Annotated in this window: 10 protein-coding genes; 5 read left to right on the top strand and 5 right to left on the bottom strand. The window is 65.7% G+C overall.

Annotated features, from left to right (window positions below; translation table 11 throughout):
* Positions 1 to 131: 131 nt before the first annotated feature.
* The 3 genes from urtE to BRAD285_RS31610 all read left to right on the top strand — a co-directional run bounded on the left by urtE (position 132) and on the right by BRAD285_RS31610 (position 2,528).
* Positions 132 to 821, top strand: a complete 690-nt coding sequence (urtE, locus tag BRAD285_RS31620) for an urea ABC transporter ATP-binding subunit UrtE (RefSeq protein WP_006614904.1) — start codon at positions 132 to 134, stop codon at positions 819 to 821.
* Positions 822 to 857: 36 nt separating this feature from the next.
* On the top strand, positions 858 to 2,087 hold the full coding sequence (gene fmdA / locus BRAD285_RS31615) for a formamidase (RefSeq protein WP_035648524.1): 1,230 nt from the start codon (positions 858 to 860) through the stop codon (positions 2,085 to 2,087).
* A gap of 99 nt (positions 2,088 to 2,186) precedes the next feature.
* Positions 2,187 to 2,528 (top strand): zinc ribbon domain-containing protein, encoded by a 342-nt coding sequence (locus BRAD285_RS31610; protein ID WP_006614902.1) that lies wholly within the window; start codon positions 2,187 to 2,189, stop codon positions 2,526 to 2,528.
* 26 nt (positions 2,529 to 2,554) lie between these two features.
* On the opposite strand, the gene BRAD285_RS31605 is transcribed toward BRAD285_RS31610, so the two are convergent.
* The 4 genes from BRAD285_RS31605 to BRAD285_RS31590 form a co-directional block, all read right to left on the bottom strand.
* On the bottom strand, positions 2,555 to 3,379 hold the full coding sequence (locus BRAD285_RS31605) for an MlaD family protein (RefSeq protein WP_006614901.1): 825 nt from the start codon (positions 3,377 to 3,379) through the stop codon (positions 2,555 to 2,557).
* Positions 3,380 to 3,436: 57 nt separating this feature from the next.
* Positions 3,437 to 4,153, bottom strand: coding sequence for a DUF1614 domain-containing protein (locus BRAD285_RS31600; RefSeq protein WP_006614900.1), 717 nt, complete (start codon positions 4,151 to 4,153; stop codon positions 3,437 to 3,439).
* A gap of 117 nt (positions 4,154 to 4,270) precedes the next feature.
* Positions 4,271 to 4,837, bottom strand: a complete 567-nt coding sequence (locus tag BRAD285_RS31595) for a class GN sortase (RefSeq protein WP_006614899.1) — start codon at positions 4,835 to 4,837, stop codon at positions 4,271 to 4,273.
* Between the two features lie 261 nt (positions 4,838 to 5,098).
* Positions 5,099 to 7,366, bottom strand: coding sequence for a marine proteobacterial sortase target protein (locus tag BRAD285_RS31590; protein ID WP_006612186.1), 2,268 nt, complete (start codon positions 7,364 to 7,366; stop codon positions 5,099 to 5,101).
* Between the two features lie 201 nt (positions 7,367 to 7,567).
* On the opposite strand from BRAD285_RS31590, the gene BRAD285_RS31585 reads away from it, so the two are divergent.
* Positions 7,568 to 8,341 (top strand): helix-turn-helix transcriptional regulator, encoded by a 774-nt coding sequence (locus tag BRAD285_RS31585; RefSeq protein ID WP_006612187.1) that lies wholly within the window; start codon positions 7,568 to 7,570, stop codon positions 8,339 to 8,341.
* Between the two features lie 1,393 nt (positions 8,342 to 9,734).
* On the opposite strand, the gene BRAD285_RS31580 is transcribed toward BRAD285_RS31585, so the two are convergent.
* Entirely contained in the window at positions 9,735 to 10,967 is a 1,233-nt protein-coding gene (locus BRAD285_RS31580; RefSeq protein WP_006615397.1) for an ABC transporter substrate-binding protein, read from the bottom strand.
* Positions 10,968 to 11,254: 287 nt separating this feature from the next.
* Between BRAD285_RS31580 and BRAD285_RS31575 the strand changes: the two genes are divergently transcribed.
* On the top strand, positions 11,255 to 12,394 hold the full coding sequence (locus tag BRAD285_RS31575; protein WP_006615398.1) for an acyl-CoA dehydrogenase family protein: 1,140 nt from the start codon (positions 11,255 to 11,257) through the stop codon (positions 12,392 to 12,394).
* Positions 12,395 to 12,583: the final 189 nt, after the last annotated feature.

Raw genomic sequence — 12,583 nt, 5'->3', positions numbered from 1 at the left:
GGGTGGGGGTCCACACGGGCAGTCTTTGCTGAGACCCCCACCCCCAACCCCTCCCCGCAAGGGGGAGGGGAGCCCAGTGCCAATGCCGCTCGATCGGCCGTCTCACTCCCTCTTGCATAGGAAGACATCCGATGCTCGCAATCTCCGATCTCCATGTCGCCTATGGCCAGAGCGAGGTGCTGCATGGCCTGAACGTCAAGGTCGCGCCCAACGAGATCGTTGCGATCATGGGGCGCAACGGCATGGGTAAGACCACGCTGATGAAGTCGCTGATGGGCATCCTGCCTGCCAAGAGCGGCTCGATCGCGATGGACGGCTCCGAGCTCTCCGGCATGAAGAGCTACGAGCGCGTCGCAAAGGGCCTCGCCTATGTGCCGCAGGGCCGCATGATCTTCTCGACCATGACGGTCAAGGAGAACATCGAGACCGGCCTCGTCGTCTCCGGCGAGTCCGAGGTGCCCGGCGACATCTACGAGCTGTTCCCGGTGCTCTTGGAGATGAAGGGCCGGCGCGGCGGCAATCTCTCCGGCGGCCAGCAGCAGCAGCTCGCGATCGCGCGTGCACTCGCCACCAAGCCGAAGGTGCTGCTGCTCGACGAGCCGACCGAGGGCATCCAGCCGTCGATCATCAAGGAAATGGCGCGCACCCTGAAGCGTATTCGCGACGAGAAGGGATTGTCGATCGTCGTCTCCGAGCAGGTGCTGAGCTTCGCGCTCGATATCGCCGACCGCGTGCTGGTGATCGAGAACGGCGAGATCGTCCGCGACGATCCGCGCGAGTCCGTCGATGCCGCGCAGGTGTCGAAATATCTGTCCGTCTAACCACTCCGTGCAAGCAAAGGTAAAGGGGAGCTCTTGATGCCTGACACACTGATCAAGGTCGATCTGACCAAGTCGGCCTACGAGAACGACAAGGTGCACAATCGCTGGCACCCGGACATTCCGATGGTGGAGTGGGTCAATCCCGGTGACGACTTCATCATCGAGACCTATGACTGGACCGGCGGCTTCATCAAGAACAACGACTCGGCCGACGACGTGCGCGACATCGACCTCTCGATCGTGCACTTCCTGTCGGGCCCGATCGGCGTCAAGGGCGCCGAGCCCGGCGACCTGCTGGTCGTCGACCTGCTCGACGTCGGTCCGCTGAAGGAGAGCCTGTGGGGCTTCAACGGCTTCTTTTCCAAGCAGAATGGCGGCGGCTTCTTGACCGACCACTTCCCGCTGGCGCAGAAGTCGATCTGGGACATCAAGGGCCTCTACACCTCGTCGCGCCATGTCCCCGGCGTGAACTTCGCCGGCCTGATCCATCCCGGTCTGATCGGCTGTCTGCCCGACCCGAAGTTGCTCGCGACCTGGAACGAGCGTGAGACGGCGCTGATCGCGACCAACCCGACCCGCGTGCCCGGCCTCGCCAATCCGCCGTTCGCGCCGACTGCCCATGCCGGCCAGGCCAAGGGTGACGTCAAGGCCAAGATCGGCGCCGAGGGCGCCCGCACCGTGCCGCCGCGCGAGCATGGCGGCAATTGCGACATCAAGGATCTGTCGCGCGGCTCGAAGATCTACTTCCCGGTCTACGTGCCCGGCGGCGGCCTCTCGATGGGCGACCTGCATTTCAGCCAGGGCGACGGCGAGATCACCTTCTGCGGCGCGATCGAGATGGCCGGCTGGCTGCACATCAAGGTCGACGTCATCAAGGACGGCGTGGCGAAGTACGGCATCAAGAACCCGATCTTCAAGCCGTCGCCGATCACGCCGAACTACCGCGACTACCTGATCTTCGAGGGCATCTCGGTCGACGAGGCCGGCAAGCAGCACTATCTCGACGTCCACATCGCCTATCGCCAGGCCTGCCTCAACGCGATCGAGTACCTGAAGAAGTTCGGCTACTCCGGCGCCCAGGCCTATTCGATCCTCGGCACCGCGCCGGTGCAGGGCCATATCTCCGGCGTCGTCGACGTACCCAATGCCTGCGCCACTCTGTGGCTGCCGACCGAGATCTTCGACTTCGACGTGATGCCGTCGGCGGCGGGGCCGATCAAGCACATCACGGGCGACATCCAGATGCCGATCTCGCCGGACAAATAACGGTCTCCCTGTGCGACGGGATGCGGGACGGCTGCGTATCTGGCCGCCCCGCATCCGCCGCGCGGAGGGGAGAGACGATGTTGCGCAGGAGACGAGACAATGCCGGTCTATGAATATCTCTGTGATGAATGCGGCCCGTTCACGGACATGCGCCCGATGGCGGAATGTGATGAGCCGCAGGTCTGCCCGCAATGCCGGGACATGGCGCCGCGCGTGATCCTCACCGCGCCCGCCTTTGCCTGCATGCCAGCGGAGCGGCGCACGGCGCATGCCACCAACGAGCGCAGCCGCCACGCGCCGCAGACGCTCGCGGAATACAAGGCGAAGCATGGGCCGGGCTGCGGCTGCTGTTCGCCGAAGAAGTCGCCGCGGCTGATGACCAAGTCCAAGAGCGGCGCCAAGGGCTTTCCGACGGCGCGGCCCTGGATGATCAGCCACTGACGCGCGAGGGGCGGCGCGTCCGCCCTTCAGCGTGACGCCGGCACCCGTCGCGGTCCCGGCGCAACCGGCTGGCCGCCGAACTTCGCGCTCATCGCGTTGGCGCCGTCGCTGATGTCGACCAGCGTCTTGCGGCTTTCGTCGATCACCTTGGCAGATTTGCGCCTGAAGCTGTCGACGAGTTCGCGCATCGATTTGATCTGATCGAACAGCTGGCCGGGATTGCCGTCGGCGAAGCCGGGGATGGCGCCGTCGATCTTGGTGACCAGCGTATCGAAGCCCTTGAAGATGTCCTCGGCCTTGTCGATCGCGGAGTCGAAGGCCGCGGTCTTGGCCTGCAGTGAGGCGGTCTCGGTCTCGAAGCTCTGCAGCGCCTCCTTGATCGCGGGCGCATTGCTGACCACGTATTTGTCGATGTTGTGCACCGTCTCGACCATCGTCTCCTGGTCCTTGAGATCGGCCGTCAATACCGGCACGCCGTCGTGATCCAGCGGCACCGGCGGGGCCGTCGGCGCACCGCCGACCAGCGAAATCGCGGCGATCCCGGTCAGGCCCTGGAACTCGATGCCGGCCGTGGTGTCCTTGCGGATCGGCGCGGAGTTGTCGAGCGTGATCATGGCGACGATCTTGCGCGGGCTCTCCAGGTTGATCGACAGGATCTGCCCGGCCTGCACGCCGTCGAAATTCACCGGGCCGCCCTTGCGCAGGCCCGCCGCCGAGCCGCCGTCGAACACCACGCGCATGGTGCTGCGCTGCTCGGCGATGCGGCGCTTCTGCTTGATCAGGACGCCGCTGATCCCGGCCGCCACGGCCGCGATCGTCAGGGTTCCGACAATGAGATTGATCGCGCGCATTCCGGGTCCACTGTTGGCTGCGGCTGATTTTAGCCGCGAACCCGCCGAGTGGGAAGCTCAGCGCGCGAGGCCAGGACGGGACGGCGCGGCGAGGCCGGCCAGCAGGACCGCGAGGATGCCCGTCAGGAAGACGCCGTCGAACGTGCCGGCGCCGCCGATCGAGGCCACCGGCGCGCCGAGGCTGCCGATCTTGCCGAGGTTCATCAAATCGGCGCCGACCAGCGTGCCCATCGAGCCGCCGATATAGGCCAGCGGCGCGGCGTATTCGCGCGACAGCAGGAAGGCGAGGATCGCGGTGACGACGACCGGCGCGAACACCGGCACGGCGATCCCGACGCCCTGCACCGGCGTCGCCATGGCGTGGATGATCACCGCGATCACCAGCACCGCGATCGTGGCGCGCAGCCACAGCTGGTAGCGCAGCACGAGATAGGTCGACATCAAGGTCGGGATCACGGCGCCCCCGACATTCACCGCCAGCAGCGTCCCCGGCCACTGATGCACAAGCGGCACGACATATTGCATGCCGAAGAAGTCGATGATCTCGCCGGAACGCGCGACTTGTCCGGGCAGCATCGTGATCGGGATGTTGAAATAGCTGCCGACCAGCGAGCCGAACAGCAGCAGCATCGCCGTGCCCGAGCTGACGCCGAGCTTCATGTAGGCATAGCGAAGGATGCCGAGCTGAACCAGGATGAGTACGACGCCGAACGCCAGCACCAGGATGGCGAAGAAAGCGGGCGTGATCGGTAGATAATGTACTTGGGAATGCATGTCGGAAGCGCTGCGAAGTTGAGCCGTGTCGTCCAGGCGGGATCATTCCATCAGGACGGCCCTGTGACAAATGGGCATTCGGGGCTTGGTTCCCAAGGTCGGCCATGCTCGTTCCACTCATCGATCGGCGATCAACGTGGCGTGCAGCAGGTAGCGCTCGGGCCCCTGCGTCAGCGCGTCGAACGGCCAGCATGTCGAGAGCACCAGCTCGGCCGCGTCGGTCACCGGATCGATGCCGGAATTGTCGAAGCGGACCACGCGCGTTGCGTCGGCCCGGTAGCGGAAGCTCTTGCCGTCGCCCCTGACGACGTCGATCTCGTCGCCGATCCTGACGTCCTTCAGGAAGCGGAAATGCGTGTCGCGATGCGCGGAATACACGGCGACGCCCGGCTCGCCCGGCTCCGCGGTGCCCTCGACATGGCCGGCGCCGAAGGCCAGCGCCTGGCCGCTCGAGCCGGCCAGCGCGATGGTCGAGACGCCGAGCCGCTTCACTTCGATGCGCGCCACCGGGACGGTGTCGGCCCACGACCAGGGCTTGACGGGTTGCCCGGTCGCGATGGTCTGGTTGAAGGCGCGGTCGAGCAGCACCTGCGCGACGACCGCCTTGGCATGGATGAGGGCGCCGTGGCCGAACAGGGCAACGCCGACAAGTGCGACCGCGAGCGGGATGACGAAGCGAGGCATTCTCTCTCCTCCCGTGCTTTTAAGAAACGAAGTCCTTGCCGAGATGGCGGTGCGCTCCCTCTCCCCGTTCTTCACGGGGAGAGGGTTGGGGTGAGGGGCAGCCACACCCACCGACCGTGCGGAAAGCCCCCCTCACCCGGATTGCATCTTCGATGCAATCCGACCTCTCCCCGCACGCGGGGAGAGGTGAGCACCGAGCAAGCTCGGAAGGACTAGCAAACAACGGTTCGTCGACTTCTCGTATTCGCATGACGACTTTCATTAGTTGGCAGCTCGCCGCCTGATCGCGACGAGCCAGATGAATTCCAGCATCAGCACACCCAGTCCGAGCAGCATGCTGAGCTCTGCATCGGTCGCCGTCTTCGGCAGCGTGACTGTCGCCGGCCCAGTCGGCACCACCGGCCGCTTCAGCGCGGCGAGCTGCACGTCGCCATCTCCGTCGGCGCGGCGGTCCTTCTGCATTGCCGGCATCCGGCCGCGCTCACCGAACACCTTCTCGAAGTCCCAGCCCGCCGGCAGGTTGATCGGCAGCTCGGCCAGCCGCAGCGGCTCGCCGTCGGGACGGCGAGGCGTCTTGTCGACGGCGACGAGGCTGGTCAGGCGGGTCACCAGCTGGTGCTCCAGCGCCAGCTTCAGGATCGCGCCGTCGGCTTCTTCCGGCGTCATCTGCCGCATCGTCTTCGCCACCTCGGCGTCGCCGATCTTGCGCCGCGCCCACAGCTTGGAGAGGCCCTTGCCTTCAGCCGCGCCGGACAGCGGCAGCGTGATGGTCCACGGCTGATCGCCGATGCGGCCCTTGAGCTGCAGCGATCCGGCAAGGCGGTCGATCTTGGCGGCCAGCACCAGCGGCTCGTTGCGATAGACGTCGGGCAGCACGGCCGGCGTGAGGTCGGCTGAGGCCTCCGAGAAGCTGGCGCTGAGCCCCGTCACGACCGGGTTCTCCAGCTTGGCGAAGAGATCCCGCATGCGCTCCTCGACCTGCTCGACCGAGCCGATATGGGTGAAGGCGCCGCGGCCGAGCTCGGCGGCGCGGCTCATCAGATAGGTGTTCGGCGCCGAGCCGATGCCGACCATGAAGATGCGCGAGCGGCCGCGCATCGCGGTGATGGTCTCGAACAGCTGCTGCTCGTTGCCGATGGCGCCGTCGGTCAGGAACACCACCTGGCGGACACGATCGCTGTCGCTGCCGTCGTCGGTCAGCGCCGCGCGCATCGCCGGCACCATCTCGGTGCCGCCGCGTGCCTCGAGCGCACCGACGAACCTGGTGGCGTTGCCGACATGCTCGGCATCGGCCGGCACCGACGACGGAAACAGCACCGTCATGGTGTCGTCGAAGCGGATCACGTTGAAGCGGTCGCCGGGCTGCAGCCGTCCCAGTGCATAGAGCAGGCTGGCCTTGGCCTGGCGGATCGAGGTGCCGCCCATCGAGCCGGAATTGTCGATCACGAAGATGACGTCGCGCGGCTGCGGGCGCTGCGTGGTCGCGGCCACCGCGGGCGGCGTGACGAAGGCGAGCAGGTAGTCGGCATCGCCAACCTGCTCGTGAAACAGGCCGACCGACGGCAGCTTGTCCGAGGCCGGCTTCCAGGTCAGCTCGAAATCGCGATCGGCGGGCACCACGCCTTCGGCTAACGTCACGACCCGGGTCTTCGCATCGGGGCTGTCGACCGTCACCTGGTGATGGTGGCTCTTGACCTCGCCGAGCGCGAAGCCCGCCTGCAGCCGCACGGTAATGCGGGTCGGATTGACCGGATCGTTCTTCGCGGGGTCGAGCACCTCCGGCGAGATGCGGTCGCGGTCCGGTACCGTGTCGTTGCTCGCGGCACCCCAGCCATTGCTGTCCGGGCGGAGATCGACGCTCTGCACGATCGGCCTGGGATTGTAGCGCGGCGCGACCACCAGCGGCACCCGCAGCGAGAATTCGCCGGCGACCTGCGCCACCGGCTGCTGATACTCGATCTGCACCAGCACGGTTTCGCCAGGGCCGATATTGGCGAGCGAGTTGGTGAAGATGTTCGGCCGCTCCTGCTCGGTCAGCGCCGCGGTCTTGCCGTCGCGCTTGGCCTGCTCGTAGATCACCTTCGCCTCCTGCCGCGGCTTGATGTCGCCGACCACCACGCGGTCGCCGACGATCATCTTCAAGCTGTCGACCGCGCTGTCCGGTGGCAGCGGATAGACGTAGACGGCCTCCAGCCATTGCGAACTGGTGTTCCGAAACAGTTGCGTCACGCGCGCCCGCGCCGTCGGGCCGGAGACCACGATGTCGACATCGATGCCGAGCCGCGGCGCCTCGGTGTAGCCCGCATCGCTCTTGAACAGCAGCGCGCCGGAGCGCGCGTCGGCCGGCTTGGTCAGCGGCGCCAGCGGGCCCTCGGCCGACCAGCCAGGTGTGATGCTGAGAAACAGCGCCGTGAAGCCGACCAGCGCCACGGCGGCGGCTTGCAGCAGCAGGAACAGCAGCATGGTCACGATCCAGGACCGGACCGGATGACGGCTGCTGCGGATATCGCAGTCGATGGTGTCGCTCATCAGAGTCTCCGCAACGAACAGAATGGGGCAGGCTGAGACTGAGCGCGGTGCGCTGTCGTCGCGAGCGGAATGGTCGGTCTTGTTCGGCCGCCGCACGCCCCGCTCTGTCCGGTGGTGCGCGAGGAGGCGGCTGATCTGTCCGGGTTTGTGCTGTTTTGTCCGTCTGCTAGAAGAGGTCTGCGCCACGCGGCAGGGGACAGGATGTCGATACCGGACAACGAACTCTCGGACGAGCAGAGCCGGCAGGTTGCCGAGGCGGTCCGCGAGGAGATCGCGCGGCGGCGGATGTCGCGGCAGACGCTGGCCGAGCAGGCCAAGCTGAGCCTGTCGACCCTGGAGAAGGCGCTCGGCGGCCGGCGCCCGTTCACGCTCGCGACCATCGTCCGGCTTGAGCAGGCGCTCGGCATCTCCCTGCGCAAGGCGCCGAGTGCGCCTGCCACGGCTCCCGCATCACCGAGTGGCGGCATCGCGCCGGACAGTCTCGGCTCCTATTCGCGTCGCGCGGTGGAATGGATCGAGGGCACCTATGTGACCCTACGACCGTCGTTCGGCGACAAGGACGCGATCTATGCCTACCGCACCGACATCGTCTGGGATGATGCCGCCTCGTCGCTGGTGTTCCGCGAGGGCGCGCGGCTCGACGCGGCCTTCTCGCAGTTCGGCGAGGTCGCCGTGCCCAACCAGTCCGGCTTCGTCTATCTCGTCACCAACCGCCACGGCCAGCACCGCCTGATCACGGTGTCGAGGCCGACCATCACCGGCGAGATGTACGGCATCATCACGACCCTGCTGGCGGGGCGCGGTTCGCTGCTGACCCCGATCGCCGCGCCGATCGCGCTGCTGCCGCTGCGCAACGTGGTGGAGCCGAGCTTCGGCCGGCTTGGGACGGATGATCCGAACTATCAGCTCTATCGCGAGCACCTGCGCAAGACGGTCGAGGAACCGTTCGCGCTGTTCGTACAGGGCGTGCCGTGAGGTGATCAGTTCTATCGTCAACTAACGGACTGTAGGGTGGGCAAAGGCGCGCCCGCACTGCTCGTGTGACGAGCTCCGCTGCATCGCGCGCCGTGCCCACCATTCACTCCGAATGCGCCGACAGATGGTGGGCACGCAACCGCCCTGCGGGCGTCTGCTTTGCCCACCCTACGGCAGTTCGAATTGATGGGCACACTATCAACCGCCGTCATTGCGAGCGTAGCGAAGCAATCCAGAGTCCCCGCGCGGCCCTGGATTGCTTCGCTGCGCTCGCAATGACGGAGCTTGTGATGGGCAGGCTCCTTCAACAGCCCCGCTGTCGTCCCGGCGAACGCCGGGACCCATACCCCCAGGGAGCAGTTTGAGGCACGCTGGTGATTGGCTTTTCGCGCCACATCACCGCCGCGGAGTATGGGTCCCGGATCGGCGCCGTGCCGCGCGTTGCGCGTCACGGCTTGTCCGGGACGACGGCGATGTGTGGGACGGATTCACGGGCTCAAACAGCGAAACGCTCAAGCAGCAGAGCGTCTGATCAGCAGAACGTCATAAGCAACCGAGCGAGTTGAACCGCAGACGGTGGACGACCGACATGTCATCGCATTCCCGCGGCACATCATGCCCGAGGTCTGCCATTAGTCCGTCCCTCGCAAACATGCAGAGGGCGCAGGGAATGCCGGGTGACAGCCTCACCCATGGCCCGCCTGCTTAAAAAAATGCAGGCGGCAGGTACCACAGGTGCAGCCGACATTCCGGCATTCCCTGCGCGATGGGTGGAACGCTTATACGCAGTCTCCCTGGTGCGCCGGGCTTGTTGGCCACCATGCCGCGACAACGCTCGCGCATTGCGCGGGTGACACCAGCTTCGGGGTGTCAGGACGCTGCGACTTCACGTCCGTGAGCTGCCGTTCGTCGGCGCATCCGAAGACACGCTGCGGCACCCCCACGGCCATCGCCTCCCACCTCGCGTGTCGTGACGATCGCGCGCAACGCCCCTCTGCGGTGAGGCGGGATGAGGGAGTTGATCATGAATTCGGAAAAATGTCAATCTGGTTTTTATATTCGGAAGTCGTGCCGCGACGGCGGTGAGCTCCCCTCCCCCTTGCGGGGAGGGGTCGGGGGTGGGGGTCCACGCATTCCGTCAGAAGTGATTGGGCGGAATGCTTCTGGCGCACCTGTGGTGGCGAAATGCGCCGTGCCCTTCACGACGTTCGGAGTGCGGAGACCCCCACCCCCCAACCCCTCCCCGCAAGGGGGAGGGGAGCCAACCGCCGTTGGCGTGAGAGCGTGGCTCAAGTCATGAGCGTCAGCGATGGGCCAATCATCGGCGGTTGAGTGTTGCGATGCGGCGCGCCCGCATCGCTGCCCTGCCTGGCGCGCCACGCCGCCGCTCGACCTACCCCCCGACATCCGCGCTGATGATATCCCCGAACAGGTCCCATTTGCCGCCCTTGAACTGCATCATCTTGAGCTGCTCGATCGGGGCGAAGTCGTTCGGGCCGGTGTTGACCTTGATGCCGGGGATCAGGGTGTCCGGGGCAAAATCCTTCAGGCTGGCGGCCTGCTTCATGACGTTCTCGCGGGTGAGATTGTCGCCGCACTGTTTCAGGGTCTGCACCATGGTCTGGGCCGCGGCGTAGCCGTAGGCGAGGTTGGCGTCGGAGATGTTGGCGCCGGGCATGTATTTGTCGATGAAGGCCATGAACTTCTTCATGCCCTCGTCGTCCTTCCACTGCGGATCGGAGGGGTCCTTGAGGTAGCCGGCGGACAGCACGCCTTCGGAGGCCTCGAGGCCGGCCGGCTTCATCACGGCGCCGATCGAGATCGACACGTCGGTCATGACATGCATCGGCTTCCAGTCGAGTTCGGCGATCTTCTTGATCGCTTGCGCTGCAAATTTCGGCGTGGCGATGTTGACGAACACGTCGGCACCGGTACCCTTGACCTTGACGATGTGAGCGTCGATCGACGGCTCCGAGGTCTCGTAGCTCTCCTCGGCGACGATCATCGTCTTGGCCTTGTCGCCGAGCACCTCCTTGATGCCGAGCAGGTAGTCCTTGCCGAAATCGTCGTTGGCATAGAAGATCGCGATCTTCGCGTTCGGCTTCTCCTTGAGAATGTACTTGGCGAAGATCCGCGCCTCGACGCGGTAGCTGGGCTGGAAGCCCATGGTCCACGGAAATTCCTTCGGCTCGTTCCACTTGCTGGCACCGGTGGCGAGGAACAGCTGCGGTACCTTCTTGGCGTTATGATATTTCTGCACGGCGGTCTGGGTCGGCGTGCCCAGCGCGTTGAACACCAGAAACACCTCGTCGCTTTCGATCAGCTTGCGGACCTGCTCGACCGTCTTCGGCGGGCTGTAGGCGTCGTCATAGGAGATGAAGTTGATCTTGCGGCCGTTCACGCCGCCCTGGTCGTTGATCATCTTGAAATAGGCTTCCTCGGTCTTGCCGATGATGCCGTAGGCCGAGGCCGGGCCGCTATAGGCCTCGACATTGCCGATCTTGATCTCGGTGTCGGTGACGCCGGTGTCGTATTTCTTCTGGGCGAGTGCGCTGTGGCTCGCCAAGACGGAGAACGCGGCGGCGGCCGCAAAAGACAGCAGAGTCCTGGTCGTCATCGGCAACATTCCCTGGGCTTCCTCTTGTTTGATTCTTGTGATTGCCGTTTCTTCTTCGACTGTTCTCGGCCGTTTGCTCGGCCTCTGACAGCGGCGGCGTTGGTTGCCGCGCATGAGGAGCGAGTGGGCAGATGTGTGCAATGCACTGTCTTGCGTCCAGGCGCTGGCCCGGGAAGCAACGGGCGCCACCTGCCGAGCCCGCACGTGATTTTGCCGGTCAGCCACTCGACGCAAGTTGATACCATCGCTTCGGGCGCATCTTCGTCGGCGCAAGAAGCAGGACCTCGCGGCACGCCATGACGAAAAGCCCGTTCTACACGGCCGAGCACGAGGCCTTCCGCGACGTCGTCAGGCGTTTCGTCGACAAGGAGATCGCGCCGTTCGCCAACGCCTGGGACGAGGCCGGCGAATTCCCACGCGGGCTCTATGCCAAGGCGGCCGAGATCGGCCTGCTGGGCCTGGGCTTTCCGGAAGAGTTCGGCGGCGTGGCGGCGGATCAGTTCATGCGGATCGTGTCGTCGCAGGAGCTGGCGCGGGCGGGCATCGGCGGCGTCAGCGCCAGCCTGATGAGCCACTCGATCGGCGCGCCGCCGATCGCGCGCGCGGCACGGCCCGAGGTCCGGGCGAAGGTGCTGCCGGAGATCCTGTCGGGGCGAAAGATCTCGGCGCTCGCGATCACTGAGCCGAGCGGCGGGTCGGATGTCGCCAATCTGCGCACCAAGGCGGTGCGCGACGGCGATCACTACGTGGTCAGCGGCGAGAAGACCTTCATCACCTCGGGCATGCGCGCCGACTACATCACCGTCGCGGTGCGCACCGGTGGACCTGGACCGGCAGGTGTCAGCCTGCTGCTCGTCGCCGGCGACACGCCGGGGCTGACCCGCACCAGGCTCAACAAGATGGGCTGGTGGGCGTCGGATACCGCGACCTTGCACTTCGACAATTGCCGCGTGCCGGTCGAGAACCTGATCGGCGAGGAGGGGCAGGGCTTCAAGCTGATCATGCATAATTTCAACAGCGAGCGGATGGGCATGGCCGCGAGCTGCACGGCGTTCGCGCGGGTCTGCCTCGACGACGCGATCGCCTATGCCCGGGAGCGCCAGACCTTCGGCAAACCCTTGGCGCAGCATCAGGTGATCCGGCACAAGCTGGTCGACATGGCGCAGCGCGTCGCGGCCTCGCAGGCGATGCTGGAGATGCTGGCGTGGCGGCTCGAACAGGGCGATAATCCGGTCGCCGAGATCTGCATGATGAAGAACCAGGCGACGCAGACGATGGCCTTTTGCGCCTCCGAGGCAGTGCAGATCTTTGGCGGCGCGGGGTTCATGCGGGGTATTCGCGTCGAGAGGATCTATCGCGAGGTCAAGGTGAATGCGATCGGCGGTGGCACCGAGGAGATCATGAAGGACCTGGCCAGCCGGCAGATGGGATTGTGACAGGTCACGCGCCACGATCCATGGAGTTGCTCGGGCAGACGATCCCGATGCGGCGGTCCTTCGAGACGCCCGCCAAGAGGCGGGCTCCTCAGGACGAGGGCTTTTACTTGGCGAGCAGCAGACCCTCATGGTGAGGAGCGCCCCTTGGCGCGTCTCGAACCATGAGGCCCGGATGGCTTCCGGGTGTAC

The organism is Bradyrhizobium sp. ORS 285 (assembly GCF_900176205.1).
In the GTDB taxonomy this organism is placed as follows: domain Bacteria; phylum Pseudomonadota; class Alphaproteobacteria; order Rhizobiales; family Xanthobacteraceae; genus Bradyrhizobium.
This window is presented reverse-complemented; position numbering and strand designations above follow the sequence as displayed.

What these genes read in the sequence shown, in the direction of transcription:
- urtE (WP_006614904.1), top strand. Translation starts at nt 132, where the DNA reads ATGCTCGCAATCTCCGATCTCCATGTCGCCTATGGCCAGAGCGAGGTG.
- fmdA (WP_035648524.1), top strand. Translation starts at nt 858, where the DNA reads ATGCCTGACACACTGATCAAGGTCGATCTGACCAAGTCGGCCTACGAG.
- BRAD285_RS31610 (WP_006614902.1), top strand. Translation starts at nt 2,187, where the DNA reads ATGCCGGTCTATGAATATCTCTGTGATGAATGCGGCCCGTTCACGGAC.
- BRAD285_RS31605 (WP_006614901.1), bottom strand. Translation starts at nt 3,379, where the DNA reads ATGCGCGCGATCAATCTCATTGTCGGAACCCTGACGATCGCGGCCGTG.
- BRAD285_RS31600 (WP_006614900.1), bottom strand. Translation starts at nt 4,153, where the DNA reads ATGCATTCCCAAGTACATTATCTACCGATCACGCCCGCTTTCTTCGCC.
- BRAD285_RS31595 (WP_006614899.1), bottom strand. Translation starts at nt 4,837, where the DNA reads ATGCCTCGCTTCGTCATCCCGCTCGCGGTCGCACTTGTCGGCGTTGCC.
- BRAD285_RS31590 (WP_006612186.1), bottom strand. Translation starts at nt 7,366, where the DNA reads ATGAGCGACACCATCGACTGCGATATCCGCAGCAGCCGTCATCCGGTC.
- BRAD285_RS31585 (WP_006612187.1), top strand. Translation starts at nt 7,568, where the DNA reads ATGTCGATACCGGACAACGAACTCTCGGACGAGCAGAGCCGGCAGGTT.
- BRAD285_RS31580 (WP_006615397.1), bottom strand. Translation starts at nt 10,967, where the DNA reads ATGTTGCCGATGACGACCAGGACTCTGCTGTCTTTTGCGGCCGCCGCC.
- BRAD285_RS31575 (WP_006615398.1), top strand. Translation starts at nt 11,255, where the DNA reads ATGACGAAAAGCCCGTTCTACACGGCCGAGCACGAGGCCTTCCGCGAC.